The sequence below is a fragment of the Flavobacterium swingsii genome, from assembly GCF_900111965.1.
Classification (GTDB): Bacteria; Bacteroidota; Bacteroidia; order Flavobacteriales; family Flavobacteriaceae; genus Flavobacterium; species Flavobacterium swingsii.
The window spans coordinates 43,635-68,873 of the sequence record NZ_FOJT01000002.1 but is presented as its reverse complement, the minus strand read 5'-3'; the positions used below and the strand labels follow the sequence as shown (position 1 = coordinate 68,873).

Genomic DNA, 25,239 nt, shown 5'->3' with positions numbered 1-25,239 from the left:
TTTACAAATCTTCTAAAAGCAATAAATATAAATGTTTTGGAGAACTTCCGTAATGTAAGAAGTCTTCTTCTTTTACTTTTTCAAAATATTTAAAAGTGGTAATATTCGTAGGATAATCGGTAGTGTAACGTTTTTTTATTTCTCTCAAACCGTCACTTTTATTTAATATAATTTGGCTTGTAGTTGCCACTAAAATAATATTATCTGGCAAATCATTTGGTTTGTTTTGTTTAATTTGATTTGATGAAAATAATATCGAACCTTCATCGGCAATTAGATTCTCGCAACTGGCCAAGAAAAACTTAGGGTTTTGTGGCTTATTGAAAGAAATTTTATTGTCCTCAAGCATTTTAAACAATCTTGGCTCTAAACACATCGCTTCAGATTCGAACCAATCATTTTCTTCCAGAATATTTTCAAATTGTTCATTTAATTCGGCTGTGTTTTCGCAATACAAAAACTTACCTCCATTTTTTTTGAAATTATGAGTAAATTGTTCGTCGACAGGAAGTTGAGAATGAATATCCTGAAACGGATTAAAATCATTTTCGTTAGTATCGTTTGATGTTTCGCTACTAGAACCAAATATTTTTCTAAAAATACTCATATATACTTGAAATACGTGGGAATTATTGCTTAATTGCTACCAAAGATAAAAAAATCTCAATCCAATTAAGCAATTAGATTGAGATTTTTAAGTATGTTATTAACTAAGTTTTAAACAATTTCAGGAGCAACTTCGGAATGAACCTCTTTGTCGAATGGTCTTTTTCCGAAAATAGTTTCTAAATCGTCTTTAAAAATAACTTCTTTTTCGATAAGAATATCAGCCAATTGATTCAGTTTGTCTTTGTGTAATTCAAGAAGCGCAATGGCTCTTTGGTACTGTTCTTCAATCATTAACGATATTTCTTTATCGATAGTTATCGCTGTTTCTTCAGAATATGGCTTAGAAAAATTATAATCTGATTGTCCTGACGAATCGTAATAAGTGATGTTTCCTAGTTTTTCATTTAGTCCGTAAATCGTAACCATTGCTCTGGCTTGTTTAGTAACTTTTTCTAAATCGCTTAATGCTCCTGTCGAAATATTATTAAAAATAACTTTCTCGGCAGCTCTTCCACCCATAGTTGCACACATTTCGTCTAACATTTGGTTAGGACGCACAATTTGTCTTTCTTCAGGCAAATACCATGCGGCACCTAAACTTTGTCCACGAGGCACAATAGTTACTTTAATAAGCGGCGCTGCGTGTTCTAGCATCCAACTTACAGTGGCGTGACCAGCTTCGTGAATTGCAATTGCTTTCTTTTCTTCTGGTGTTATAATTTTATTTTTCTTTTCTAATCCTCCTACAATCCTATCAACAGCATCAAGGAAATCTTGTTTGTCTACTGCTGTTTTGTTGTAACGTGCTGCAATAAGTGCTGCTTCATTACAAACATTTGCAATATCAGCTCCCGAGAAACCTGGAGTTTGTTTGGCTAGAAAATCTAAATCAAGACCTTCTACTTTTTTAAGTGGTGCAAGATGTACCTCAAAAATTTCGGCACGTTCACGAACATCTGGTAAATCAACATAAATCTGACGATCAAAACGACCAGCACGCATTAAGGCTTTATCTAAAACATCGGCTCTATTTGTTGCTGCGATTACAATTACATTTGTATTTGTTCCGAAACCATCCATTTCTGTTAATAATTGGTTTAGCGTATTTTCACGTTCATCATTTCCACCAGACATATTTCCTTTTCCACGAGCACGACCAACTGCATCAATCTCATCTATAAAAATAATTGCTGGCGATTTTTCTTTGGCTTGTTTGAACAAATCACGAACACGTGAAGCTCCTACTCCAACAAACATTTCGACAAAATCGGATCCTGATAATGAGAAAAACGGAACTTGAGCTTCTCCTGCAACCGCTTTAGCTAATAATGTTTTTCCTGTTCCCGGAGGCCCTACAAGTAAAGCTCCTTTTGGAATTTTACCTCCTAAATCGGTATATTTTGTTGGGTTTTTAAGAAACTCTACAATTTCTTGTATCTCTTCTTTTGCACCTTCTAATCCAGCTACGTCTTTGAAAGTTGTTTTAATATCTGTTTTCTCATCAAAAAGTTTTGCTTTAGATTTTCCGATACTAAAAATTTGTGTTCCACCGCCACCAGAACCACCGCCCGACATACGTCGCATCATGTAAATCCAGAAACCAATAAGTAGAATAATAGGCAGAAACCCTACTAAATCCGTCCATTCGCTTGATGTTTTAAATTCAAATGAGTTTAACTTATGTGCTTTTTGAGCTTCGTCTAATTTTGCTTGAAAATTTTCAGAATTATTAGCGATTTGAAAAGTATAATGTGGTCCAAGATTTGGTTTTTGCAACAAATCTAATTTAGGAATTTTAACATGTGCTTTTGCAGCTAAAGCATCTTTTTTCAGATAAACTTCGACTGTTTTGTCGTTTATAATTTCTACTTTTTCTACTTGATTTGCATTCAAATACTCATAGAATTTAGAAACTGAAGTCTTCGTAGGTTCAACCCAACGAGATTGACCAGAAAACCACATTGTTATAAAAATAGCTGTAATAACGGCATAAATCCACCACGGATTAAACTTGAAACTATTCTTTTTTACCTCTTTAGACATAAATACTTTATTTAATATTTGTTTTCAATAGTTGTGATTTTTGCATCACCCCAAAGACTTTCAATGTTATAATATTCACGGATATGTTTTTGGAAAACGTGTACTACAATGTGTACATAATCCATCAAAATCCAATCCGCAACATCAGCTCCTTCTACATGCCAAGGTTTGTCTTTTAGTTCTTTCGAAACTACTTTCTGAATAGAATTTACAATTGCGTTTACTTGTGTATTCGAATTTCCGTTACAAATCACAAAATAATCACAAACTGTATTTTCTAATGCTCTTAAATCAAGAATTGTTATGTCGTTACCTTTTACTTCTTCTATTCCCTTGATAATGTTTGCTAACAAAACATCATTATTAATTTCTTTTTTAGCCATCTAATTTTTAAAATATTTTTGCAAAGTTATTCATTTTTGTGCTTATTTTGGTGGTAAATAAATGTTAATTGTAAATACTTACAAAAACCCACCCATGAAGTTAATCAAACTCGATGCCATAGATTCTACTAATGATTTCCTAAAAGGGTTATCACAAAAAGAAAATTTAGAAAATTATACGGTTGTGACCACAAAATCTCAAACAAAAGGCAAAGGACAAATGGGTTCTAATTGGGCTTCAGAAGATAATAAAAACCTAATAACCAGTATTTTAATAAAAAATACTATTATTAACATTAATGAAATTTTTAATTTAAATATTGTTGTTGCTGTAAGTATCGTTCAGGTATTAAATGACCTGAAAATTACTAATTTAAATATAAAATGGCCAAACGACATTATGGCAGAAAATAAAAAAATAGCTGGCATACTTATAGAAAATAGCATTAAAGAAAACGGAAAAATAGAATCTATCGTAGGAATTGGATTGAATGTAAACCAAACCAACTTCGATAATTTACCCAAAGCGTCTTCATTAAAGAATGTAATGCATCAAGATTTTGATATTGATACACTTCTAGAAAATATTGTTATTAAAATTGAAAACAACATCGAAAAACTAAAAAATAATGAAATTGATTCTTTTTGGAATGAATACGAAAATTATTTATTTAAAAAAGGAAAACCAACTCTTTTTGAAGATGCAAACCAGCAACGGTTTATGGGTATTATAAACGGTGTAAACCGCAACGGACAACTGGAAGTTTTGTTAGAAGATGATAGCGTTAATTTTTTTGAGGTAAAAGAAATTATGATGATTTATTAGTTTTTACCGCAAAAGACACAAAAGAAAAAAATTACGATTTTCTTTTGTGCCTTTTGTGGTTATAAAGTTTGTGGTTATAAAGAACTACAACTTTATCATATTCTCACTCAAAGTTTCAATAAACTTGCTTATTGGTCCTTTTATCATCATGGCCATCATAGCATTAAAATCGCCATCAAAAAGCAATTGTATTTCAGTCGATTCTGAAGAAACTTCATTAATATTTGCGGTCAATGTAAACGGTAATTTATCACTTGCAGCTCCTAAAATAACTTGAGAATTAGCATTTTTCTCTTTCATTTTAAGTTTTATTTCCGGCATACCTTTTAATCCAAAAATAAAAGCATTTTCATCTAATACTTCAAATTTTGCGATATTGTCTGGCATTAATTTTTCGAAATTTTTAACTTGGCTTAATTCATTAAAAATATATTCCGCATTTTTTTGAACAGTAACTTTTTGACTTTCTAAATTCATTATTAGGTTATTAGGTTAATCGTTTATTCGGTTATTTGTTGATTTGCTGATTTCGAATAACCGAATAAACGAATCAACAAAAAGTTTAAACTTCAATATTCCATTCAGACGGGCTTTTTCGCCATTCTTGCAGTAAATATTGTTCATTTTTTGTAATATATTCTTTAGCAACAGCCAGTTCTAATAAACTTTCGTAATTACTTAAAGTGTATAAATCGACTTTTGCATTGGCAAAATTATCGTTCGCCACTTGAAATCCGTAAGAAAAAACGGCCGCCATTCCTTTTACATTGGCACCTTCGTTACGCAAAGCTTCTACGGCAAGTAAACTACTATTTCCTGTACTAATTAAGTCTTCGACCACAATTACATTCTGACCTTTTTGCAAAAAACCTTCTACTTGGTTTAATCGTCCGTGTTTTTTTGCTTCGGGACGCACATATACAAAAGGCACACCCAGTTCCTGAGCAACCAAAATCCCAATACCTATTGCGCCAGTGGCAACACCTGCAATAACATCTGGTTTACCAAATTGTTTTTCGATATTTTTAGAAAATTCGTCGCGAATATAATTTCTTATCGCTGGAAACGAGAGAATTACCCTATTATCACAATAAATAGGAGATTTCCATCCTGAAGCCCATGTAAAAGGATTTTCAGAATTCAATTTAATTGCATTTATTTGTAAAAGCAATTCAGCAGTTTTGCTAGCAGTATCTTTATTAAAAATCATAGTACAAATGTATAAAGTTTTTGTGAACGACAAGCCACTTTTTCTAACAAATGAAATCAAAAAAGAAACTGATTTTAAATTTTTCTTGTTAGAAAGCGCCGATATTAATCAGATTATCATCAATTTTTTTCAGAACAAATTACAGAAAGCTTATCTGTATCATCCTGACGAAAAAGAGATTATAAAAACCTTAAAGGCAAAAATTCCCGTTAATAAAGCCGGTGGCGGATTAGTATTTAACAAAAATGGTGCCGTTCTTTTTATTTTTAGAAATGGAAAATGGGATTTACCAAAAGGCGGAATAGAAAAAGGCGAACTTATAGAAGATACCGCTATCCGTGAAGTAGAAGAAGAAACTGGTGTAACTGGTCTTACCATTACTGGAAAACTGCAAAAAACCTATCATGTCTTCAAACGTAATGGTCGTTATAAATTAAAAATCACACATTGGTTTGAAATGAAAACCGATTTTGAAGGAACGCCAACAGGTCAAATTGAAGAAGGAATCGAAAAAGTTGCTTGGCTAAATCCTGATGAAATAAAAGAAGCATTAAAAAACTCGTACGAAAACATTAAATTATTGTTTGTAGAAGAAAAAGTTATTTAGGAAATTAAAAACACGAATTATCACGAATTAATTTGTGTAAATTCGTGAAATTCGTGTTGACTTTTTTAGGTTTCAAAAAAATCGTAATTCGTAATTCGTAATTCATAATTCAAAGTCTATCTTTGCAAAATGAATAACAACCACCATTCCAATAATATATTGCTCAATTTAGGTATCGAAAACCTAAACGAAATGCAAGAAGTTGCTCAAGACACTATTTTGAACGACAACAATGTTTTATTACTTTCTCCTACAGGTTCCGGAAAAACATTAGCTTTTTTGTTGCCAATTTTCGAAATGCTGCAAGAAAATATTACTTCCGTTCAATGTTTAATTTTAGTTCCATCACGAGAATTGGGTTTGCAAATTGAACAAGTTTGGAAAAAAATGGGAACCAATTATAAAGTAAATGTTTGTTATGGAGGTCATTCTATTGACACCGAAATTAAAAATTTAAGCAATCCGCCCGCTGTTCTTATAGGAACACCAGGTAGAATCGCCGATCATATAGACAGAGGAACTTTTAGTGTAGATGCTATTCAAACTTTAATTTTAGATGAATTTGATAAATCCTTACAATTGGGTTTTCACGAGCAAATGTCATTTATAATTAATAGATTACCAAAGTTAAACAAACGTATTTTGGTTTCTGCCACTTCTGATATTGAAATCCCGAAATACACAAGAGTTATCAATCCAACTGTTTTAGATTTTATTCCTTCAGAAGAAGAAAAAACAAATCTTTCGATGAAAATGGTAGTTTCTAAAGACAAAGATAAGATTGGAAGTTTATTTAATTTAATTTGTTCTTTAAAATCGGAATCGGCAATTATTTTTTGCAACCATCGTGATGCAGCTGAAAGAATTAGTGATACATTGAACGAAAAAGGAATTTATGCCACATATTATCATGGCGGAATGGATCAAGACGAGCGCGAACGCGCATTAATCCAATTTAGAAACGGAAGTGTGAGTTATTTAATCACCACCGATTTGGCTGCTCGTGGATTAGATATTCCAGAAATGAAGCATGTAATTCATTATCATTTACCATCTAAAGAAGACGAATTTACGCATAGAAACGGACGAACTGCGAGAATGTTAGCTTCGGGAACTTCTTATATTTTGATACACGAAAGTGAGAAAAAACTAGATTATATAGATTATAAAATGGCTGTTTTGAATGTAGAAAATTCAACTTCATTACCAAAAGCCCCAGAATTTCAGACGATTTATATTTCTGGCGGAAAGAAAACAAAACTGAACAAAATAGACATTGTAGGTTTCTTTTCTCAGAAAGGAAAACTCGAAAAAGGCGATTTAGGATTGATTGAAGTAAAAGATTTTATCTCTTTTGCCGCTGTAAAATCTAAAAAAGTAAACGATTTGCTAAAAAATATTCGTGACGAAAAAATGAAAGGCAAAAAGTTTAAAATCGAAGTAGCAAGAAAAGTAATTAAGAAAGAAGAAGAGAAATAGCTTAATAAAAAAATCCCAAAGAAATATGTTATGTGCAATTTAAAAAAAAATATCAAATGAAAAAATATATCATTTTACTTTTAATAACTGTAAATTTTTGCAAAGCTCAGGAAATCTTTAAGGATCAAGAAATTGGTTTTGAAATAGAAAAACCTTCAGATTGGTTTATAGCAGAAAAAAACGAAGCATTAGATAACATAAAAGAGAAAATTAAACTTCCAGAAAATCAACTAAAAGAAATAATAAAGAATAATAAAGGTACTATTGAAGTGGTAACTTTTTATAAATATGATATTAAAAGTCGAGCAGGAATAATTCCAACAATCAAAATTAATTTAAGAAATAATCCATCAAAATCATTAGAATCGTTTAAAAATTCAATTGAAGCTAGTTATGGAAAACTCAAAGAAATATTTCCTGATTTTGTTTTCTTAACAAAGCCATCTATCATTAAAGTAAATGGTAAAGACTGTATTTTTTCAGTTTCGAAATATACAGTTAAAACACGTACTACAGAAGAGAAAGTTCGAAGTTATATTTATGCAATTCCTGTTAATGGAACTTTCTATCAAATAGCTTTTATGGATACTGAAAAAGATAATTGTAAAAATGAATTTGAGAAAGCGATTAAATCTATTAAAATAACTTCAGATTAAAAACCGCACACCTAACATTTATCCTTTATAGATTTGCTTTAAAACCTAATTCGAAGCGTGTTCGTAAGCACCTAAATCTGGTGGCGTCGTTCTAGTTACTCCATCGGCATCTTGGGCAATAATATAAGCTGGATTACCAGCTCCTTTTGCATGAGATGTGAAACCAATTCGCAAATTATTGGTAGCTGTATTTTTAAACATCGGATCATAAGGCGTTGTATTATTACTCATCAAATTATTATTTGACGGCGCAAAAACACTTATATACAAAGGATTTCCACTAAACTGATTGTTAGTATCATTAAACTTAATCAAACAATTTTTTATATTATGATTGAAATCTTCTGTATTGTTTCTGTTTAAACCCAATTCTATATTGTTTGGCCCAAAAATGATGCAATTATTAAAATTTGCCTGTACTAAATCGGCAACATAAGTATTTGTTCCATCGTAAAAAGTATTATCTAACAAAACCGTAGGCGTTTGTCTCGAACTGCCTTGCCAATAATCTGCAAAAGTGCAATGCGTAAAATCGTAAGTTCCGCCAAGAGTACAAGCTAAAGCATATTGTCCTGCGTTGTTTATAACAATATTTTCTCCGTTTATTCTGGCAGTTCTGGCTAAAATACCAACATTTGACGAATTATATATTTGCGTATTTTTTATCTGAACTGTAGTTGCGTCATTATTCTGAATAAATAATCCAACTGATGAATTTTTTATTGTCAAATGATTAAAAGAATTATTCGTACTTCCACTAGCCAATAAAATTGTTCCCCATTGTCCTGGAGTTTCAGCAAAGGCTGGTTCTAATCTATCTCCTTCAAAAATAACTTCATTATCTAAAGTATTTGCAGTAGAAACAGCTCCATTTACCTGAATACTACCTGCTACTATAATTCCCGATTGGTCATGAAAATGTACTCGAGCTCCAGGATCTATAATCAAAGTTTTTCCAACATCGACAGCTGCGTAACCGTATATTACATAAGGCTTTGCATTGGTAAAATGTAATTCGGTATCATCTAAAACAAAACCGTATATTTTATTTGCAGGATCAGTTCCTATTTGCAAGCTTTCATATATAAATCCGCCATTTCCATCTGGTGTTCTATCAGGAAACAAAAAAACAGCATCTTGTATCAGAGTAACCAAATTTACTTTCTGTTGCAAAGATCCACCATCGAACAAAATTTCGTCGGTATAAAGTAAATCCGCAGGATTAGCATCGGCAATATCGGCAGTGGTTTCTATAAAAACGTATAAACTATCATGCGCCAGAAGTTCAACATTTGGGAATATTTTCCCATTTGTTCCTGTCATACCATCAACCATCAATCGATATTTTGATGCGCTTCCTTTCCCCAAAGCAATACTAGGAATGGTAATGTCGTCGTTACTTCGGTTATAAACCTTTAACATATAAGTACTTGATCCAATATTTGTAAAAACAGTATCTAAGTAAACGGTAGTTTTAGAAAACTCTAATTTCCCCGAACTAGGAACGGTATCAAAATCCTTTCGGCATGAAGTGATAGAAATGGCTAAAGTAAGTATGAATAGGATTGAATAACGCATTGGTAATTTATTTTTTGATAAAAATAGTGAAAATGTAGTAACGAACGAAAATGTTTTTTATTTCACCGCAGATTCACAGATTATTAAAAGATTTGGCTATGGCCTAAAAACATATTAATTTTTAATTTCTCTTGCCACAGATTTAAAGGATTAAAAAGATTTGTATGTAGTTTATAAAAAATCTGTGCTAATCTGTGTAATCTGTGGCTTTTTATTATTGATATTAGTAACAAAAACAGGAAAAACTTTATGTCTTGCGACTTTTTAGAATCTTATTTTTTTGTAAATTTGAAACACAAAAAACAAATATATGACTTTCGATAAAGATAAAGTACTCGCCATGTGCAACACCATGTGTAAAAACACATTGATGGAAACCCTAAAAATTGAATTTACAGATGCTGGTGAAGATTTTCTAGTAGCTACAATGCCTGTAGATTCTGGCGTTCACCAACCTATGGGATTATTACACGGCGGTGCCAGTGTTGCACTTGCAGAAAGTGTTGGAAGTGCTGCATCGATGTTATTTGTAAATCCAGAACTAAGCGAAGTACGTGGCATCGAAATTTCTGCCAATCATCTTAAAGCAAAAAGAGAAGGAATTGTTACAGGAACAGCCCGAATTATACACAAAGGAAGAAGCATTCATCTTTGGGAAATAAGAATTACCGATGAAGAGAACAAGTTAATTTCTCTTTGCAAATTGACAAATATGGTTTTGCCAAGACGAAAAATTTAAAACCAAAATGGATATTATTTTTAATAAAGGAAAGGATTGTCTCGACAAAAAAATGCCTTTTGTAATTTATTGCAAACCAAATTCTGACAAGTTGATTGGCGTTTTTCAAAAAAATGACAATCTGTTTGAAATAGATAGTTTTGAGGAAACTGGCTTTGCTTTTGTTTCTTTTGATGGAAAAAAGAAATATTTAATCCCTAGAAATGAATCCGATGTTTATATAGAAACGATAAACGAAATTGATTATTTTATTGAAAATGAAATTGATTTAAATATCGATTTAGATGCAAAAACAACTTTCGAAAACTTAGTCGAAAAAGGAGTAAAAGCAATACAAAACAACCAATTTGACAAGGTAGTTTTGTCTAGAAAAGAAATCCTAAAAATTGATAATTTTGATTTCGGAAATATCTTTAATAAATTAATTTTTAATTACCCGAATACATTCAAGTATTGTTTTTATCACCAAAAAATCGGCTTTTGGATAGGAGCAACACCAGAGCAATTTTTGCAATCGTCCGAAAATACCATAAAAACTGTTTCTTTTGCAGGAACGCAACCTTATTCCGAAACCGAAGAATACATTTGGCAAGAAAAAGAAAAGCAAGAACAACAATTTGTAACCGATTTTATTTTAACCAATTTAAAAAAATATAGTACTGAAATTTCGTTTTCAGAGCCATATACTTTTCGAGCAGGAAGCATTGTTCATATCAAAACTGATATTGAAGCAACAATGAATACCAAAAATGATTTTAGAAATATTATCGAAAAATTGCATCCAACGCCAGCTGTTTGTGGTTTACCAAAAGAAGAAGCCATGCAATTTATTATAGCTAATGAAGATTATGACAGAACTTTTTATACTGGTTTTCTTGGCGAATTAAATATAGATTTTGCAACTTTTAATAATACTAAATCCGATTTATTCGTCAATTTAAGATGTATGAATATCGAGAATGATTTTGCAAATATCTATGTTGGTTGCGGAATCACAAAAGACAGTATTCCCGAAAAAGAATTTATAGAAACGGTAAATAAATCGAAAACGATGAAGAAAGTTTTATAAAAAAATGCTTAATAATTTCAGTAGAAACCAAAATTATTAAGCATTTTTTAAAATCTAATTTATCTGAAAATTATTTTTTCCCGAACAAATTATTTATATCTGCTTTAGTCATCGAATCAGAAATTCCAGTAGCCGTAGTTACTTTATTTTTGCTCATAAACTGTAAGGTAACAAGTTTTTGTAAGTTTTTTGTGTAGTGTAACCAAACAATATCATTAGGTAAGTCTAATTTTATATCAGCAACTGGTGTTGCATTAAAGCCATTAGAAATAATCGTATACAAGCTTTCGAAATCACCAGCTAAATCTTTAAAATTAAATTTTATATTGCCATTATCTACATCATCAATGTTTTTGAAAGAAATAGTGTATTCATTACCTTCTTTCTGAATATAAATATCATTCGTTCCGTTATCTCCTATTCTTCCAATTTTTTCGATTGGCACCGTTTCTATAACTTTTATTTGACTAAATCCTGTGTAGGTAACTAATAAAAATGCAATTGCAACAAATTTTCTCATGGTACTTTGGGTTTTTGGGGTTATTTTTTTAAAATAAAATTTTGACAAACCTAATAAAAAAATGTTACGAAATAAACTATTCAAACTTAATTTTTTTATTGTGCAAAATAAAATTAAATTTTCTTCCCAATAATTATTTATTAACCGTGTATTTTCCTCATAATTCTTAATTTATCAATCTATTTTTTTATAAATTGCTAACTGTAAATATTTCATGATATTTTTTAAATTAATATATAAAAAAATGAAACTAGACATACTCGCTTTTGGAGCTCACCCAGATGATATCGAATTGGGTTGTGGCGCTACAATTGCCAAAGAAATTTCGCTTGGCAAATCCGTAGGAATTATCGATTTGACACGTGGCGAGTTAGGAACTCGAGGATCGGCAGAAATTAGAGATTTAGAGGCTGCAAAGGCTGCAAAAATTCTTAAAGTCGCTGTTAGAGAAAACCTTGGTTTTAGAGATGGTTTTTTTAAAAATAACGAAAAGCACCAGCTAGAAATTATTTTAATGATTAGAAAGTATAAACCAAAAATTGTGCTTTGCAATGCTATTGATGACCGTCATATAGACCACGGAAAAGGAAGCAAGTTAGTTTCCGATGCGTGTTTTTTGTCAGGATTATCTAAAATAGAAACCAGCCTAGATGGCAATATCCAAGAGGCTTGGCGACCAAAAGTCGTGTATCATTATATACAATGGAAAAACATAGAACCCGATTTTGTAGTAGATGTTTCTGGTTTTATGGATATTAAAATGGAAGCTATTATGGCTTACGATTCGCAGTTTTATAACCCGAGTTCGAAAGAACCAGAATCGCCAATAACCTCTAAAAACTTTCTAGATAGTGTAAAATATCGTGCTCAGGATCTAGGAAGGTTAATAAATACGGAATATGGGGAAGGTTTTAATGTGGAAAGGTATTTGGCTGTCAATAGTTTAGGAGATTTGAAATAATTTTTTTATTTTTTTCTTTGCAAAACACAAAATTTACAATATATTTGCACTCGTTAAACAAATGGTGGTTGTAGCTCAGCTGGTTAGAGCGCTGGTTTGTGGTGCCGGAGGTCGCCGGTTCGAAACCGGTCATCCACCCTAAATAACGCAAAAGCTCCGAAGTGATTCGGAGCTTTTTTTATACAATACTATTTCTTGCGTGAGTGATGGTAGCGGTAGCCCACAGCCTGACGAAGGAAGTGCGAGGACTACAAGCGAACAGCACGACCCTTGGGGTCACGCCCTAAAAAAATTATTTCCCTGATTTATCTACTACAGGTCTATTTTTTTTGTTTGCCAATTCCCAAGCGATGCTAAAGGCGAGTTGTGTTCTTTTTGCTAGCGCATCAAATTCTATTTTGCTTACTTCGTCCGATGCTTGGTGGTAATCTTCGTGAACTCCATTAAACAAAAATACCGATGGTATATTGTGTTTTGCAAAGTTATAATGGTCTGAACGATAGTAAAAACGATTGGGGTCGTTACGATCATTAAACTTATAATCTAAAGTGATATTTGTATATTTTTTGTTTGCTTCTTCGCAGGTTTTATACAAATCGGTCGAAAGATAATCGGAACCTATGAGGTAAACGTAATTGCTGGAATCTTTGTGAAACTCATCACGGCGCCCTATCATATCGATATTAATGTCGGTAATGGTATTTGCTAACGGAAACAAAGGATTGTCTGTATAATAGCGAGAACCATGCAGTCCGTGTTCTTCTCCAGTTACATGAAGAAAAAGTATAGAACGTTTTGGACCATGACCTTCGTTTTTTGCTTGTTGGAAAGCTTGCGCCATTTCTAACAAAGCTACTGTTCCTGAGCCATCATCATCGGCACCATTATAAATCTCTCCATTTTGGATACCAATATGGTCATAATGTGCTGAAATAACAAGAATTTCATTGGGTTTTTCAGAACCTTCTATATACGCCCAAATGTTTTCAGAATCGGGTAATTTTTCGCCATATTCAGTATTCATAAATGCCGCTGGAACTTTCTGATAAAAATTCGCTGCTCCTTTTGGAAAAGAGATTCCGTTGCTTTTATAAGTTTCTATCAAATAATTTCCTGCTTTTTTTTGCCCTTTTGTTCCTGTATCTCTTCCTTCCATTTCGTCGGAAGCAACAATAGTAAGATGTGCTTTTAGGTCTTCAACAGTGATTGAATTTATGTATTTTGTGGCATCGTCTATCTTTTCTGGAACGGCAGATTTCTGCGCAGAACAACCAGTAATTGCGATTGATGCTAAAGCGAATAATATAATTTTATTTTTCATTATTGAATTGTTATATTGACGAAAATAAACTTTTATATTTAATTTTTTCACTATTTATCGAAATTTAATTTTCCTCTTCGTTTAATGTATTTGTGTTTGAATAGGTTCTCCATTTTTCGATACATTCTTTCATATCCGAAGGCAATTCGGTGTCAAAACGCATCATCTCGCCCGTAGTTGGATGTTCGAAACCCAATGTTTTTGCATGCAAGGCTTGTCTTGGAAGAATTTTGAAACAATTGTCTATAAATTGCTTGTATTTTGTAAATGTTGTTCCTTTTAGGATTAGATGTCCTCCGTAACGTTCATCATTAAATAAAGGATGTCCAATGTGTTTCAAATGCGCACGAATTTGGTGTGTTCTTCCTGTTTCTAATTTACAAGAAATAACTGTAATGTAGCCAAAACGTTCTAAAACTTTATAATGAGTTATGGCTGGTTTTCCTATTTCTGGATCGGCAAAAACCGCCATTTGCATTCTGTCTTTTAAGTGTCGTGCCAAATTTCCTTCTATAGTTCCTTCATCTTTCTGAACATTTCCCCAAACGATGGCAACATATTCTCTTTCGGAAGTTTTGTTTTCAAATTGCTTGGCCAAATGAGTCATGGCTTGCTCCGTTTTTGCAATAACCAAAAGTCCTGTGGTATCTTTATCAATTCTATGAACTAATCCTGGACGTTCGCTACTGTTTAGTGGCAAATTCTGAAAGTGAAAAGCCAATGCATTTACTAATGTACCAGTATAGTTTCCGTGACCTGGGTGCACAACTAATCCTGCGGGTTTATTTATGAGCAATAAGGCATCGTCTTCATAAACAATATCTAACGGAATATCTTCAGGATCAACTCTGTTTTCAAACGGTGGATGCGATAACATAATCGTAACTACATCGAACGGTTTTACTTTATAATTTGATTTTACAGGAATATCATTTACAAAAATATTTCCCGATGTTGCTGCTTGTTGTATTTTATTTCTGGTAGCATTTTCTAACAAATGCATCAAATATTTGTCTATTCTAAGAATAGATTGCCCTTTTGTGGCAACAAACTTATGGTGTTCGAATAATTCTTCGTCTAGTTCGTCGTTGTCGGTCGTTATGTCTTCGTTCATTATTGTGTTAACTCTTTTTTAATACTATCATTTTCAGAACCGTTTAGTTCTTCTTCTTCAAAACCTATTTTTCCGTCACCAAGAACCAAATCTACTTTTGTCATTTTTAGTACTTGTTGTCCAGCTTTTATAGGTTGTCCGTTCATTTTCATTTCTAGTATCATGTCTTTTGCAAGATTAGGCACATAGGTTGTATCTCCTACTTCAAGTCCTAATGCTGCAAGTGTTGGCACGGCTTGACGATACGTTTTCTGAATCAAATCTGGAATACGCACTTTCGAATAGCCCGTTGAATTTATTTTTAAGTAAATGACCCTGTTTTGTTTTACTTTTTCTCCTGGATTCGGATCTTGTTGTACAATAGACAGTTTCGGATAAGCATCATTATAATCTACAGTGTCTAGCAATTCGTAATCTAAATCTAGCTCATCAAGTTTGTCTTCTGCTTGCTCAAGTGTTAGTTTACTCAAATTGGGAACAACAATTTCTTGTCCGTGGTTTGTGGTAAAACCTATCCAATACATAAACAGAAAAAGGGTAGCACATATAATAAACATAGCTATTAGCACTTGCTTGACAAAGGTAAAACTGAATAAAAATTTCTTGAAACTCATAAAAATGTATTTTGACAAAGATAATAAAATTGTTATGAGCTTTTGTTTGAAAAAAAATGATAATTTTGTTAAGTAATTTAATTCTTTTTTAGATGAATGTAGCAGTGGTTATGGGAGGATATTCTGACGAAAGTGTAATCTCGTTAAGAAGTGGTCAGTTAATTTTAAATAATTTAGACAAATCGAAGTACAATATCTTCGAAGTTCACATACTTCCAAATGATTGGTCGGTCGTTATTGATGGCGAAAAATATCCCATAAATAAAGCCGATTTTTCTTTTACTAAAGATACTATTACAACAAAATTTGATGTTGCTGTAAACACGGTTCATGGTACTCCTGGCGAAGACGGACATTTGCAATCCTATTGGGAACTGATGGATATTCCTTATACGGGTTGTAACTTTTACCAATCTGCGTTAACATTTAACAAACGTGATACTTTATCGGTTTTAACCAAATTTAATATTCCAAAAGCTAAATCTATTTATTTACGAAAAGGAGATAGTATTGATGGAAATAAAATAAAAACAGAACTTGGCTTGCCCTTTTTTGTAAAACCAAACCAATCAGGAAGTAGTTTAGGCGTTTCTAAAGTTGATGTTTTAGACCAATTAGAAAAAGCGCTCGAATTTGCTTTTGCAGAAGACAACGAAATCCTAATAGAATCTTATCTTAACGGAACAGAAGTTTCCGTTGGAGTTTTAAAGTATAAAGGTGAAACTAAAGTTTTAGGTATTACCGAAATACTTTCTCAGAATGATTTCTTTGATTATGAAGCGAAATATTTAGGAAAATCCGAAGAAGTTACGCCCGCAAGAATTTCGAAAGAAGAAGAAACGTTGGTTATCGAATCGGCTAAGAAAATATACGATTCACTTGGAATGTCTGGTTTTTCTAGAACCGATTTTATTATTATGAACGGCATTCCGCATTTTATCGAAATAAATACCAATCCAGGATTATCGCCACAAAGTATATTTCCGCAACAAGCAGCAATTGCAAAAATGAATATGAGCGAAATGTTTGACAACGAAATCGCATTGGCTTTGAGCAGAAAACCAATTTGGAAAAAATAAAAAATTTATATGAATAAAAGTAGAATTGAAGCATTTAGCGATGGCGTTTTGGCAATTATAATTACCATTATGATACTGGAGATAAAAGTGCCTCATGAAAACACTTTTCAAGCACTGAAGCCTCTCATTCCTGTTTTTCTGAGTTATATTTTAAGTTTTGTCTACGTAGGAATTTACTGGAATAATCACCATCATATGTTTCATTTAGTAAAAACAATCAACGGATCTGTCATGTGGGCAAATATGCATTTGCTGTTTTGGTTGTCTTTAATTCCTTTTGGTACAAGTTGGATTGGCGAACAACATTTTTCGGCAGTACCAATGAGTATTTACGGATTTATTCTGCTAATGAATGCTATTTCATACACATTACTTCAAAATAAATTAATTCGTTTACAAGGAAAAGAATCCCATTTACATCATGCTGTAAAAGATGACAAAAAAGGAAAAATATCATTATTTTTTTATATCATAGCAATTCCTTTAGCATTTGTTTCTCCTTGGATTTCTGGATTATTATATATTACAGTTGCTTTAGTTTGGATTATTCCAGATAAGAGAATTGAGAACCAAATAAATAAAGACTAATTTTACTTATAAAAGTGCAAACATGATATTTTACGGAACAAGGTCATCAAATTTAAAAAACGGGAAAATTAAAAACATTTCTTGCCAAAATTGCGCAACCAATACAGATATGAATTATTCTGTTTTCGGAAAATATGCTCATATATATTGGATACCATTTTTCCCTATAGGAAGAACAAATATTGTAGAATGTAATAATTGTAAATCTACTTATGATTTAAAAAATCTTGATGAATCTGCAAAAGAAAAATTTAAAAAGCAACAAGATTTTAATCCCGTAAAAACACCAATATGGTTTTTTAGTGGATTATTTGTCATAGCAGCAATAACAACGTCTGTCATGTATTACAATAACAAGCAAGATGATGACGAAAAAGTGTTTATTAAAAACCCTAAAGTGGGTGATTTATACCATTTTAAAGCAAGTGAAGGTTTTTATTCTTGTATGAAAGTACAAAAAGTCACAAAAGACAGTGTTTTTTGTCTTGCAAATAATATGGAAATAGATCAAGAAACAGGAATTGATGATATTAATATTGATAAAAATTATAGTTTAAAAACAATTTGGGGTTATTCTAAAGAAGAATTAGTCGAATCAATGAAAGACGAAGAATTTATTTATCAAATAGACCGTAACTAATGAGAAAAGCCATATTCCCAGGTTCGTTTGATCCTTTAACTTTAGGACATTTAGACATCATCAAAAGAAGTATTCCTCTTTTTGATGAAATTATCATTGCTATTGGTGTAAATGCTGAGAAAAAATATATGTTTTCGCTCGAAGAACGCAAACAATTTATCGAAGAAACCTTCAAAGATGAGCCTTCAGTTTCGGTAATTACTTATGAAGGATTAACTATCGATTTGTGCAAAAAACATCACGCTGCATTTATACTTCGTGGGCTTCGCAATCCTGCCGATTTCGAGTTCGAAAAAGCCATTGCCCACACCAACAGAAGATTATCTAAGATAGAAACTATCTTTCTTCTAACTGCAGCAAGTACGTCGTTTATAAGCTCGAGTATTGTTCGTGACGTAATTAGAAATGGTGGTGATTATAAAGTTTTGGTTCCTGAAGCTGTTAGGATTAAATAGAGTTTAAACAACAAAAGACATCTTAAATAAAGATGTGTTACCTGCAATTGCCAGCAAACTCAGCTTAAATAGAAAATATTCAACAAAAAATGAACTTAAAGAAAACTACTCCACCATATAAACTAGGATATTTAGGAATAATTCCACTTGTTGGGTTCGTCGTTGGATTAGCCCTCACATTGTATGGAATATTTAGATATAAAGACAGAAAGTTAACCGCAATAGGAATAGCTTGCATGGTATTTACAGTTATTGTATATTCTGCATTAAACTACGTTGCATTTTGTACAGATATAGGCAAAGTAGACAAGGAGAAACTTGCTCAAGTTAGGCTGAATTCATTAATCGCAAATATTGAATATTATAAAGGTCAAAATGGAAAATATCCAGATAGCTTGGCGCAAGTAAAAAGTGAGACTGAATTAATATTTATATTGGATCCTACATCAAAGGCAAACGTACATTATTTTAACTATACAAATATTGGAGAAAACTACCAACTCTTCTCATGTGGAAGTGACCAAATAAAAAATACATCTGACGATATTTATCCGCAAATAAAAAATCTAAAAAAAGTCGGGTGGATAGAGCATAATAACAACAGCTGGTAACAGCATTTTATGAGATGCTAGGCTTGATTTGTATTTGAAAAATAGGCTTTAATCAAAAAATTCGGCTTTCTAAACCAGCCACATCTCCAAACGACCAAACGTAAAACAAAAAAGCATAATAAAATCCCTTTTATTATGCTTTTTTGAAACTATTTTTATATTAAATTAAAAAACGAAAATCGCTCTTTCTCCCATCATTTCGTTTACTTCGTCAGCAACTTGTTCAAGTATTTCTTCATTAGTATGGTTCATAATTACTTTATCTATAAAAGCAACGATAGTTTCCATATCTTCTTCAAGTAAGCCACGAGTTGTAATAGCTGGTGTTCCTACACGAATTCCTGAAGTTACAAATGGTGATTTGTCATCAAAAGGAACCATGTTTTTATTTACAGTAATTTCTGCTTTAACCAATGCATTTTCAGCTTCTTTTCCAGAAATATTTTTATTTCTTAAATCGATAAGCATCATATGGTTATCCGTTCCGCCAGAAATAATATTATAACCTCTTTTTACGAAAGCTGCTGCCATGGCTTTAGCATTTTTTTGCACTTGCATCGCATATCTAAAAAACTCATCTGTTAATGCTTCTCCGAATGCTACTGCTTTTGCTGCGATAATATGTTCTAACGGACCACCTTGATTTCCAGGAAAAACTGACATATCTAAAACGTGCGACATCATTCTGATTTCTCCTTTTGGCGTTTTTAAACCCCAAGGATTTTCAAAATCTTTACCCATCATAATTAATCCACCACGAGGTCCACGCAAAGTTTTGTGCGTTGTTGTAGTTACAATATGACAATGTGGAATTGGATCATTCATTAATCCTTTAGCAATTAATCCCGCTGGATGCGAGATATCAGCCATCAAAAGTGCTCCAACTGAATCCGCAATTTTACGGAAACGTTCAAAATCCATATCACGAGAATAAGCAGATGCTCCAGCAATGATTAGTTTTGGTTGTTCTTTTGTTGCAATTTCTTGTATTTTATCATAATTCAAAACTCCTGTTTCTGGTTCAACACCATAAAACGTTGGGCTGTATAATTTTCCTGAGAAATTTACTGGAGAACCGTGCGTTAAATGTCCACCGTGAGATAAATCGAAACCTAAAATTTTATCTCCTGGTTTCAAACAAGCTGCAAAAACTGCTGTATTCGCTTGCGAACCTGAATGCGGTTGTACGTTTGCATATTCAGCACCAAACAAATCTTTAGCTCTATCTATCGCAATTTGTTCGATAACATCGACTACTTCGCAACCTCCGTAATATCTTTTTCCTGGATATCCTTCAGCGTATTTGTTTGTTAATACAGATCCCGCAGCTTCCATTACTTGGTCGCTTACAAAATTTTCGGAAGCAATTAGCTCTAAACCGTGAATTTGTCTGTCTTGTTCTTCAATAATTAGGTCAAATATTTGTTGGTCGCGTAACATATTTTTTATTTAGTTAAATTCCGTACAAAAATACAAAAAAACGTTTGGTAAAATAATAGTTTATGATATATTTGATATACCAATTATCAACAAATAAACAACACAATTATATGCCCATTACAGCAAACGATTCGAACAGAAAATCATGGCTAAACATAGCTAATGACAGCGATTTTCCGATACAAAATATTCCTTTTGGTGTTTTTTTGACCAAAGAAAATATAGTAACCGTTGGAACTCGAATTGGAGATTACGCAATAGATTTAGGTGCTTTGCAACAATTAAATTATTTTGAAGGAATAGAATTAACTGATGATGTTTTCATGCAAGACACTTTAAATGATTTTATTTCTGACGGAAAAAAAACATGGCGATTGGTTAGAAATCGTATCGCAGATATTTTTGATATTAACAATCCAAAATTAAAAGACAGTAAAAAACATCGTGATATAGTAATCTTTAATATAGCTGATGTAGAAATGCAACTTCCTGTATTTATAGGTGATTATACCGATTTTTATTCGAGTAAAGAACACGCTACAAACGTAGGGAAAATGTTTCGTGATCCAGAAAATGCTTTGTTACCGAACTGGTTACACATTCCCGTAGGTTACCACGGAAGAAGTTCTACGATTGTTCCTTCTGGAATTCCGGTGCACAGACCAAACGGACAAACTTTGCCAAATGGAGAAACGCAACCTGTTTTTGGTCCTTCTAAATTAGTAGATTTCGAATTAGAAACTGCTTTTATTACAACCGATGCTAATATTATGGGAGATAATATTCCTGTAGGTGAAGCCGAAGAATATATTTTTGGAATGGTTTTACTAAACGATTGGAGTGCTCGTGATATTCAGAAATGGGAATATGTGCCGCTTGGTCCATTTTTAGCAAAAAACTTTGCCTCTTCTATTTCTCCTTGGATTGTAACTATGGATGCATTAGAACCATTTAGAGTAGAAAGTCCTAAACAAGAACCAACACCACTTCCCTATTTGCAACAAAAAGGAAAACATTCGTTTGATATTAATCTTGAAGTAGCTATTGCTCCTGAAAATGCTGAAGCTACAGTGATTTCTAAATCAAATTACAAATATATGTATTGGACAATGAGCCAGCAATTGGCACATCATACTAGTAATGGTTGCCGAGTTAATTCTGGCGATATGATGGGCTCTGGTACAATTTCTGGCCCAACCGAAGATAGTTTTGGTTCGATGTTAGAATTGACTTGGGGCGGATCAAAACCTTTAAAAATGAATGATGGTTCTGAAAGAAAATTTATAAATGACGGAGATACCGTGATTATGAAAGGTTTTTGCCAGAATGACCAAGTAAGAATTGGTTTCGGGGAAGTTTCTAGTAAATTATTGCCTGCAAATAAGATGAAATAAAAAGGTTTATAAGCTAAACTTGAAAAAGAAAAAATTATAATTTCTTTTTCAAGTTGGCTTTAACTTCATCAAACCATTCGTCACGAAGAATACTCAAAATAATGCTATCTCGTCTTCCGCCGTCTAGTTTTGTCATATTGCTTCTCAAAACACCATCTACTTTACAACCAATACTTTTCATCGCGGCTTTACTACGCTCGTTTGCATTATCAGCGCGAAATTCGACACGTTCCATATTCATTTTTTCGAAAGCAAATTCTAGTAATAAATATTTACAATGTTTATTGAGTCCTGTTCCGTGAAATTGTTTTCCGTACCAAGTATATCCTAATTGCAAGGTTTTATTACTAAGCTGAATATCGTAAAAGCGAGTACTTCCTGCGTATTCATTTGTGCGTTTGTCGAAAACCACAAAGGCGTATTCAGTTAGTTTTTCTCTATTATTTAATGCAAATTGAATGTAGTTTCTAAAATTTTCTTCTCCAATTGCGGGTAAAGATGAAAATGTCCAGATTTCTGGATTTTGCAAAGTTTCTGTAAATAAATTGGCAAAATGAGATTCTTTCAAAGGTTCTAATCGAACGGAATCATTTTCTAAAATGTAGTTTGTAGCAAAATCGAAATTCATAACAATTGTATTACTCATTGAATTCGTCTTGTCGTTCTGGAACTTGCGGATCATATAACGGACATTTGTATTCTTCGAGAATATCTACCAATTTGTCCATAGTTTTTCCTTCAGTACCGTAGCAATCTATTTTGATGCTTTGTGGTGTGGTTCTTATGTGAAATGCTCCTACTCCGTCGTTATTTTTCCAGCTTTTTTCGTCTACTTTTTCCCATTTTGAGAAAACGTTTGCGATTCGGTTCAGGATTACTTCGATGGGTAAATCTTCAAGTCCGTCGACTATTTCTTCCTCTGAAATGGCTTCGTAAACCAAATGATGGTTTAGGTAAATTCCTTCTTTATAATTCCAAAACACTAGTTCGTACATAGTTTGTTATTTAAAAACAGATTACACAAATTATAACAGATTTTTATATTATTCCTGAAAATTACAAATATTTTAGCCCTGATAGAAGTGAAAATCCTTTTTATTTTTTCTTTAAAAATAAAAAGATTACTTCACTTAACTTTTATTTCAATTGGAGTTCAGTGAACTTCGTTTGCAACGGATAGCAGTCCCGATAGCTATCGGGATATCTCCTAAAAAAATTAATACTTGAAAGTCCCGTATTCGGATTGTATTGTTAATTTTTTATTTTCGCTTGCTTCTACTCTACCTACAATTTGCGCATCGACACCAAACGATTTCGAGATTTCGATGATGTTATTTGCTATGTTTTCTGGGACATAAATTTCCATTCGGTGACCGCAATTAAACACTTGATACATTTCTTTCCAATCGGTTTTCGACTGCTCTTGTATGAGTTTGAAAAGTGGCGGAACTGGAAACAAATTGTCTTTTATAACGTGTAAATTATCTATAAAATGTAGAATTTTTGTTTGTGCTCCTCCGCTACAATGCACCATGCCGTGTATTTCGTTTGGTGTGTAATTTCCTAGTATTTTTTTGATAATTGGCGCATAGGTTCTTGTTGGAGAAAGCACTAATTTACCAGCGTCTATTGGGGAATTTTCTACTTCGTCTGTTAGTTTTACACTTCCTGAATATACGAGTTCGTTAGGCACTTGAGCATCGAAACTTTCTGGATATTTGTGTGCTAAATATTTGTCGAAAACATCGTGACGGGCAGAAGTCAACCCGTTGCTTCCCATTCCGCCATTGTATGATTTTTCGTAATTTGCTTGACCAAATGAGGCTAATCCTACGATGACATCTCCTGGTTGAATATTGGCATTATTGACCACGTCTTTGCGTTTCATACGAGCTGTTACGGTCGAATCGACAATAAGTGTTCTCACGATATCGCCCACATCGGCAGTCTCGCCACCTGTAGAATGTATGGTTACTCCGAAGGTTTTTAGTTCGGCAATTAGTTCTTCGCTTCCGTTGATAATTGCAGAAATAACTTCGCCTGTTATGAGGTTTTTATTACGCCCAATGGTTGATGATAACATAATATTATCGGTCGCACCAACACATAATAAATCGTCGATATTCATGATTAAAGCATCTTGCGCAATGCCTTTCCAAACGGACATATCGCCTGTTTCTTTCCAGTACATATAGGCTAACGACGATTTTGTACCTGCTCCATCTGCATGCATAATGAGGCAATATTCTTCGTCATTTGTTAAATAATCTGGGACAATTTTGCAGAATGCTTTGGGGAATAATCCTTTGTCAATATTTTTGATGGCGTTATGCACATCTTCTTTGCCTGCCGAAACGCCACGAAGTGCATATCTTTTTGAAGTATCAGAACTCATTTTTGTTTGTGTTGTTGTCTGGCAAAGATAATATTTTAGATTTTAGATTGTAGATTTTAGATTGCGGATTTTTACTTTTCTACAATTAATATTTCTACTCGGCGATTGGCCAATTTTTCCGAATCATTTTTTTCTGGTATTTTATAAATAGGTTTCGAACTTCCGAAGCCTTCGTGCGTTACTCGAAAAAATAAAATTTCTTTTTCTACTAAATAAGTATAAATAGATTGTGCTCTTTTGCTAGATAATTTTACGTCTTTAATATCTGTATTACAACAAATATGTCCGTTTATTTTGATTTTTAAATTCGGATTCTGTAATAAAATATTATAAAGTCCTAATAAAATTGGTTTCGATTTTTCGATTATTTTATCAGAATCGAGGTGAAAATAAATATTATCAATCGTAATGATATCTCCTTTTTTGGTGTTTTTAAATTTACTTACTAAAGAATTCGCTTCTTTAGTAATTTTAGCATTTAAATCATTATCCGTCGGAATTTCCTCGTTTGTTAACACACTAATTTTTTGCGCTTTTGGATTGTCATAAAAAAAGGTTACTTTTCTGTTTTCATTCTGATTATCAGACAGCTTGAAATCTTTACCAAACGGCATTAGTTCGACGTTTTCGCTTAACTGAAGTTTGCTTTCTTTCAGGATTTTTATCACTGCATTTATTCTTTTGGTCGACAATTCTTTGTTATACGATTTGTCATCTACGCTGTCGCAATAGCCATATATTTTAGTTATTTCGGCTTTCGGGTTTTCTGAAATCCAATTTTGAAAGTTTTTGGCTGAACTTTCGTTTGGAACCTCAACATTAAAATCGAAAAAAATATCGAACTTCTCTTGCGAATAAGTTCCTATTGATAAGAATAAAAAAAGTAAAATGTAACGTGTCTTCATATA

Annotated in this window: 28 protein-coding genes and 1 tRNA gene; 14 read left to right on the top strand and 15 right to left on the bottom strand. The window is 32.6% G+C overall.

All coding sequences use genetic code 11. The features are described from left to right. Nucleotide 1: 1 nt before the first annotated feature. The 3 genes from BM053_RS03050 to rsfS all read right to left on the bottom strand — a co-directional run bounded on the left by BM053_RS03050 (nucleotide 2) and on the right by rsfS (nucleotide 3,035). Complete coding sequence (locus BM053_RS03050; protein WP_091473898.1) at nucleotides 2-607, bottom strand: LUD domain-containing protein; 606 nt, start codon at nucleotides 605-607, stop codon at nucleotides 2-4. Between the two features lie 110 nt (nucleotides 608-717). Further along, the gene (gene ftsH, locus BM053_RS03045; protein ID WP_091473896.1) at nucleotides 718-2,652 is read right to left on the bottom strand and encodes an ATP-dependent zinc metalloprotease FtsH; all 1,935 of its coding nucleotides are present in this window, start codon (nucleotides 2,650-2,652) and stop codon (nucleotides 718-720) included. Nucleotides 2,653-2,663: 11 nt separating this feature from the next. Continuing rightward, nucleotides 2,664-3,035 carry a ribosome silencing factor gene (rsfS, locus tag BM053_RS03040; RefSeq protein WP_091473894.1) on the bottom strand — a complete coding sequence of 124 codons (372 nt, stop codon included), beginning with the start codon at nucleotides 3,033-3,035 and terminating at the stop codon, nucleotides 2,664-2,666. Between the two features lie 94 nt (nucleotides 3,036-3,129). On the opposite strand from rsfS, the gene BM053_RS03035 reads away from it, so the two are divergent. Then, nucleotides 3,130-3,861: a biotin--[acetyl-CoA-carboxylase] ligase gene (locus BM053_RS03035; RefSeq protein WP_091474730.1), complete on the top strand. Its 732-nt coding sequence runs from the start codon at nucleotides 3,130-3,132 to the stop codon at nucleotides 3,859-3,861. An 84-nt stretch (nucleotides 3,862-3,945) separates the two neighbouring features. Here the strand turns inward: BM053_RS03035 and BM053_RS03030 are convergent, their stop codons facing one another. After that, nucleotides 3,946-4,338 (bottom strand): orotate phosphoribosyltransferase, encoded by a 393-nt coding sequence (locus BM053_RS03030; RefSeq protein ID WP_091473892.1) that lies wholly within the window; start codon nucleotides 4,336-4,338, stop codon nucleotides 3,946-3,948. A gap of 85 nt (nucleotides 4,339-4,423) precedes the next feature. Further along, nucleotides 4,424-5,071, bottom strand: coding sequence for an orotate phosphoribosyltransferase (gene pyrE, locus BM053_RS03025; protein WP_091473890.1), 648 nt, complete (start codon nucleotides 5,069-5,071; stop codon nucleotides 4,424-4,426). A gap of 7 nt (nucleotides 5,072-5,078) precedes the next feature. Between pyrE and BM053_RS03020 the strand changes: the two genes are divergently transcribed. The 3 genes from BM053_RS03020 to BM053_RS03010 all read left to right on the top strand — a co-directional run bounded on the left by BM053_RS03020 (nucleotide 5,079) and on the right by BM053_RS03010 (nucleotide 7,813). Then, on the top strand, nucleotides 5,079-5,678 hold the full coding sequence (locus BM053_RS03020) for an NUDIX hydrolase (RefSeq protein WP_167357278.1): 600 nt from the start codon (nucleotides 5,079-5,081) through the stop codon (nucleotides 5,676-5,678). Between the two features lie 129 nt (nucleotides 5,679-5,807). Beyond that, complete coding sequence (locus tag BM053_RS03015; protein WP_091473888.1) at nucleotides 5,808-7,157, top strand: DEAD/DEAH box helicase; 1,350 nt, start codon at nucleotides 5,808-5,810, stop codon at nucleotides 7,155-7,157. Between the two features lie 56 nt (nucleotides 7,158-7,213). After that, the gene (locus BM053_RS03010) at nucleotides 7,214-7,813 is read left to right on the top strand and encodes a hypothetical protein (protein ID WP_091473886.1); all 600 of its coding nucleotides are present in this window, start codon (nucleotides 7,214-7,216) and stop codon (nucleotides 7,811-7,813) included. 45 nt (nucleotides 7,814-7,858) lie between these two features. On the opposite strand, the gene BM053_RS03005 is transcribed toward BM053_RS03010, so the two are convergent. Then, nucleotides 7,859-9,391 carry a hypothetical protein gene (locus BM053_RS03005; RefSeq protein ID WP_091473884.1) on the bottom strand — a complete coding sequence of 511 codons (1,533 nt, stop codon included), beginning with the start codon at nucleotides 9,389-9,391 and terminating at the stop codon, nucleotides 7,859-7,861. A 310-nt stretch (nucleotides 9,392-9,701) separates the two neighbouring features. Here BM053_RS03005 and BM053_RS03000 point away from each other — a divergent pair, with 310 nt between their 5' ends. Continuing rightward, nucleotides 9,702-10,130: a PaaI family thioesterase gene (locus BM053_RS03000; RefSeq protein ID WP_091473882.1), complete on the top strand. Its 429-nt coding sequence runs from the start codon at nucleotides 9,702-9,704 to the stop codon at nucleotides 10,128-10,130. A 7-nt stretch (nucleotides 10,131-10,137) separates the two neighbouring features. Next, a complete protein-coding gene (locus BM053_RS02995) occupies nucleotides 10,138-11,199 on the top strand; it encodes a chorismate-binding protein (RefSeq protein WP_091473879.1) in 1,062 nt (353 codons plus the stop codon). A 70-nt stretch (nucleotides 11,200-11,269) separates the two neighbouring features. Here the strand turns inward: BM053_RS02995 and BM053_RS02990 are convergent, their stop codons facing one another. After that, nucleotides 11,270-11,719, bottom strand: a complete 450-nt coding sequence (locus BM053_RS02990) for a hypothetical protein (RefSeq protein ID WP_091474725.1) — start codon at nucleotides 11,717-11,719, stop codon at nucleotides 11,270-11,272. Between the two features lie 244 nt (nucleotides 11,720-11,963). On the opposite strand from BM053_RS02990, the gene bshB1 reads away from it, so the two are divergent. Both bshB1 and BM053_RS02980 read left to right on the top strand, forming a co-directional pair. Next, complete coding sequence (gene bshB1, locus BM053_RS02985; RefSeq protein ID WP_091474723.1) at nucleotides 11,964-12,680, top strand: bacillithiol biosynthesis deacetylase BshB1; 717 nt, start codon at nucleotides 11,964-11,966, stop codon at nucleotides 12,678-12,680. A gap of 64 nt (nucleotides 12,681-12,744) precedes the next feature. Further along, nucleotides 12,745-12,818: transfer RNA gene (locus BM053_RS02980), tRNA-His, on the top strand. Between the two features lie 154 nt (nucleotides 12,819-12,972). On the opposite strand, the gene BM053_RS02975 is transcribed toward BM053_RS02980, so the two are convergent. From BM053_RS02975 to BM053_RS02965, 3 genes are all read right to left on the bottom strand, one after another. Beyond that, complete coding sequence (locus BM053_RS02975; RefSeq protein WP_091473876.1) at nucleotides 12,973-14,001, bottom strand: M28 family metallopeptidase; 1,029 nt, start codon at nucleotides 13,999-14,001, stop codon at nucleotides 12,973-12,975. A 64-nt stretch (nucleotides 14,002-14,065) separates the two neighbouring features. Continuing rightward, nucleotides 14,066-15,115: an RluA family pseudouridine synthase gene (locus BM053_RS02970; protein ID WP_091473874.1), complete on the bottom strand. Its 1,050-nt coding sequence runs from the start codon at nucleotides 15,113-15,115 to the stop codon at nucleotides 14,066-14,068. Beyond that, nucleotides 15,115-15,729 carry a PASTA domain-containing protein gene (locus BM053_RS02965; protein WP_091473872.1) on the bottom strand — a complete coding sequence of 205 codons (615 nt, stop codon included), beginning with the start codon at nucleotides 15,727-15,729 and terminating at the stop codon, nucleotides 15,115-15,117. Before BM053_RS02965 ends, BM053_RS02970 begins: the two co-directional genes overlap by 1 nt. A gap of 92 nt (nucleotides 15,730-15,821) precedes the next feature. Between BM053_RS02965 and BM053_RS02960 the strand changes: the two genes are divergently transcribed. From BM053_RS02960 to BM053_RS02940, 5 genes are all read left to right on the top strand, one after another. Beyond that, nucleotides 15,822-16,808 carry a D-alanine--D-alanine ligase gene (locus tag BM053_RS02960; protein ID WP_091473870.1) on the top strand — a complete coding sequence of 329 codons (987 nt, stop codon included), beginning with the start codon at nucleotides 15,822-15,824 and terminating at the stop codon, nucleotides 16,806-16,808. Between the two features lie 9 nt (nucleotides 16,809-16,817). Then, complete coding sequence (locus BM053_RS02955) at nucleotides 16,818-17,396, top strand: TMEM175 family protein (RefSeq protein ID WP_091473868.1); 579 nt, start codon at nucleotides 16,818-16,820, stop codon at nucleotides 17,394-17,396. A gap of 22 nt (nucleotides 17,397-17,418) precedes the next feature. Continuing rightward, nucleotides 17,419-18,036, top strand: coding sequence for a zinc-ribbon domain-containing protein (locus BM053_RS02950; protein ID WP_091473866.1), 618 nt, complete (start codon nucleotides 17,419-17,421; stop codon nucleotides 18,034-18,036). Then, complete coding sequence (gene coaD, locus BM053_RS02945) at nucleotides 18,036-18,491, top strand: pantetheine-phosphate adenylyltransferase (protein ID WP_091473864.1); 456 nt, start codon at nucleotides 18,036-18,038, stop codon at nucleotides 18,489-18,491. Before BM053_RS02950 ends, coaD begins: the two co-directional genes overlap by 1 nt. A gap of 89 nt (nucleotides 18,492-18,580) precedes the next feature. Further along, on the top strand, nucleotides 18,581-19,102 hold the full coding sequence (locus BM053_RS02940) for a tripartite tricarboxylate transporter TctB family protein (RefSeq protein WP_091473862.1): 522 nt from the start codon (nucleotides 18,581-18,583) through the stop codon (nucleotides 19,100-19,102). A 165-nt stretch (nucleotides 19,103-19,267) separates the two neighbouring features. Here BM053_RS02940 and glyA read toward each other — a convergent pair whose 3' ends face one another. Further along, nucleotides 19,268-20,542: a serine hydroxymethyltransferase gene (gene glyA, locus BM053_RS02935; protein WP_091473860.1), complete on the bottom strand. Its 1,275-nt coding sequence runs from the start codon at nucleotides 20,540-20,542 to the stop codon at nucleotides 19,268-19,270. A gap of 110 nt (nucleotides 20,543-20,652) precedes the next feature. Here glyA and fahA point away from each other — a divergent pair, with 110 nt between their 5' ends. After that, nucleotides 20,653-21,936: a fumarylacetoacetase gene (gene fahA / locus BM053_RS02930; RefSeq protein ID WP_091473858.1), complete on the top strand. Its 1,284-nt coding sequence runs from the start codon at nucleotides 20,653-20,655 to the stop codon at nucleotides 21,934-21,936. A 34-nt stretch (nucleotides 21,937-21,970) separates the two neighbouring features. On the opposite strand, the gene BM053_RS02925 is transcribed toward fahA, so the two are convergent. The 4 genes from BM053_RS02925 to BM053_RS02910 all read right to left on the bottom strand — a co-directional run bounded on the left by BM053_RS02925 (nucleotide 21,971) and on the right by BM053_RS02910 (nucleotide 25,236). Beyond that, complete coding sequence (locus tag BM053_RS02925) at nucleotides 21,971-22,582, bottom strand: GNAT family N-acetyltransferase (RefSeq protein ID WP_091473856.1); 612 nt, start codon at nucleotides 22,580-22,582, stop codon at nucleotides 21,971-21,973. Next, nucleotides 22,575-22,931: a hypothetical protein gene (locus tag BM053_RS02920; RefSeq protein WP_091473854.1), complete on the bottom strand. Its 357-nt coding sequence runs from the start codon at nucleotides 22,929-22,931 to the stop codon at nucleotides 22,575-22,577. Before BM053_RS02920 ends, BM053_RS02925 begins: the two co-directional genes overlap by 8 nt. 221 nt (nucleotides 22,932-23,152) lie before the next feature. Further along, nucleotides 23,153-24,331: an AIR synthase related protein gene (locus tag BM053_RS02915; protein WP_091473852.1), complete on the bottom strand. Its 1,179-nt coding sequence runs from the start codon at nucleotides 24,329-24,331 to the stop codon at nucleotides 23,153-23,155. A 71-nt stretch (nucleotides 24,332-24,402) separates the two neighbouring features. Continuing rightward, entirely contained in the window at nucleotides 24,403-25,236 is an 834-nt protein-coding gene (locus tag BM053_RS02910; RefSeq protein ID WP_091473850.1) for an OmpA family protein, read from the bottom strand. Nucleotides 25,237-25,239 lie beyond the last annotated feature (3 nt).

Coding starts and splice junctions, on each gene's coding strand:
- coaD (WP_091473864.1), top strand. CDS start 18,036: ATGAGAAAAGCCATATTCCCAGGTTCGTTTGATCCTTTAACTTTAGGA.
- BM053_RS02975 (WP_091473876.1), bottom strand. CDS start 14,001: ATGAAAAATAAAATTATATTATTCGCTTTAGCATCAATCGCAATTACT.
- bshB1 (WP_091474723.1), top strand. CDS start 11,964: ATGAAACTAGACATACTCGCTTTTGGAGCTCACCCAGATGATATCGAA.
- BM053_RS02995 (WP_091473879.1), top strand. CDS start 10,138: ATGGATATTATTTTTAATAAAGGAAAGGATTGTCTCGACAAAAAAATG.
- BM053_RS03020 (WP_167357278.1), top strand. CDS start 5,079: ATGTATAAAGTTTTTGTGAACGACAAGCCACTTTTTCTAACAAATGAA.
- BM053_RS03030 (WP_091473892.1), bottom strand. CDS start 4,338: ATGAATTTAGAAAGTCAAAAAGTTACTGTTCAAAAAAATGCGGAATAT.
- BM053_RS02910 (WP_091473850.1), bottom strand. CDS start 25,236: ATGAAGACACGTTACATTTTACTTTTTTTATTCTTATCAATAGGAACT.
- fahA (WP_091473858.1), top strand. CDS start 20,653: ATGCCCATTACAGCAAACGATTCGAACAGAAAATCATGGCTAAACATA.
- BM053_RS02990 (WP_091474725.1), bottom strand. CDS start 11,719: ATGAGAAAATTTGTTGCAATTGCATTTTTATTAGTTACCTACACAGGA.
- BM053_RS03015 (WP_091473888.1), top strand. CDS start 5,808: ATGAATAACAACCACCATTCCAATAATATATTGCTCAATTTAGGTATC.
- BM053_RS02950 (WP_091473866.1), top strand. CDS start 17,419: ATGATATTTTACGGAACAAGGTCATCAAATTTAAAAAACGGGAAAATT.
- glyA (WP_091473860.1), bottom strand. CDS start 20,542: ATGTTACGCGACCAACAAATATTTGACCTAATTATTGAAGAACAAGAC.
- pyrE (WP_091473890.1), bottom strand. CDS start 5,071: ATGATTTTTAATAAAGATACTGCTAGCAAAACTGCTGAATTGCTTTTA.
- BM053_RS02955 (WP_091473868.1), top strand. CDS start 16,818: ATGAATAAAAGTAGAATTGAAGCATTTAGCGATGGCGTTTTGGCAATT.
- BM053_RS02940 (WP_091473862.1), top strand. CDS start 18,581: ATGAACTTAAAGAAAACTACTCCACCATATAAACTAGGATATTTAGGA.
- BM053_RS03005 (WP_091473884.1), bottom strand. CDS start 9,391: ATGCGTTATTCAATCCTATTCATACTTACTTTAGCCATTTCTATCACT.
- BM053_RS02970 (WP_091473874.1), bottom strand. CDS start 15,115: ATGAACGAAGACATAACGACCGACAACGACGAACTAGACGAAGAATTA.
- BM053_RS03050 (WP_091473898.1), bottom strand. CDS start 607: ATGAGTATTTTTAGAAAAATATTTGGTTCTAGTAGCGAAACATCAAAC.
- BM053_RS02920 (WP_091473854.1), bottom strand. CDS start 22,931: ATGTACGAACTAGTGTTTTGGAATTATAAAGAAGGAATTTACCTAAAC.
- rsfS (WP_091473894.1), bottom strand. CDS start 3,035: ATGGCTAAAAAAGAAATTAATAATGATGTTTTGTTAGCAAACATTATC.
- BM053_RS02965 (WP_091473872.1), bottom strand. CDS start 15,729: ATGAGTTTCAAGAAATTTTTATTCAGTTTTACCTTTGTCAAGCAAGTG.
- BM053_RS02915 (WP_091473852.1), bottom strand. CDS start 24,331: ATGAGTTCTGATACTTCAAAAAGATATGCACTTCGTGGCGTTTCGGCA.
- BM053_RS03000 (WP_091473882.1), top strand. CDS start 9,702: ATGACTTTCGATAAAGATAAAGTACTCGCCATGTGCAACACCATGTGT.
- BM053_RS03010 (WP_091473886.1), top strand. CDS start 7,214: ATGAAAAAATATATCATTTTACTTTTAATAACTGTAAATTTTTGCAAA.
- BM053_RS02925 (WP_091473856.1), bottom strand. CDS start 22,582: ATGAGTAATACAATTGTTATGAATTTCGATTTTGCTACAAACTACATT.
- ftsH (WP_091473896.1), bottom strand. CDS start 2,652: ATGTCTAAAGAGGTAAAAAAGAATAGTTTCAAGTTTAATCCGTGGTGG.
- BM053_RS03035 (WP_091474730.1), top strand. CDS start 3,130: ATGAAGTTAATCAAACTCGATGCCATAGATTCTACTAATGATTTCCTA.
- BM053_RS02960 (WP_091473870.1), top strand. CDS start 15,822: ATGAATGTAGCAGTGGTTATGGGAGGATATTCTGACGAAAGTGTAATC.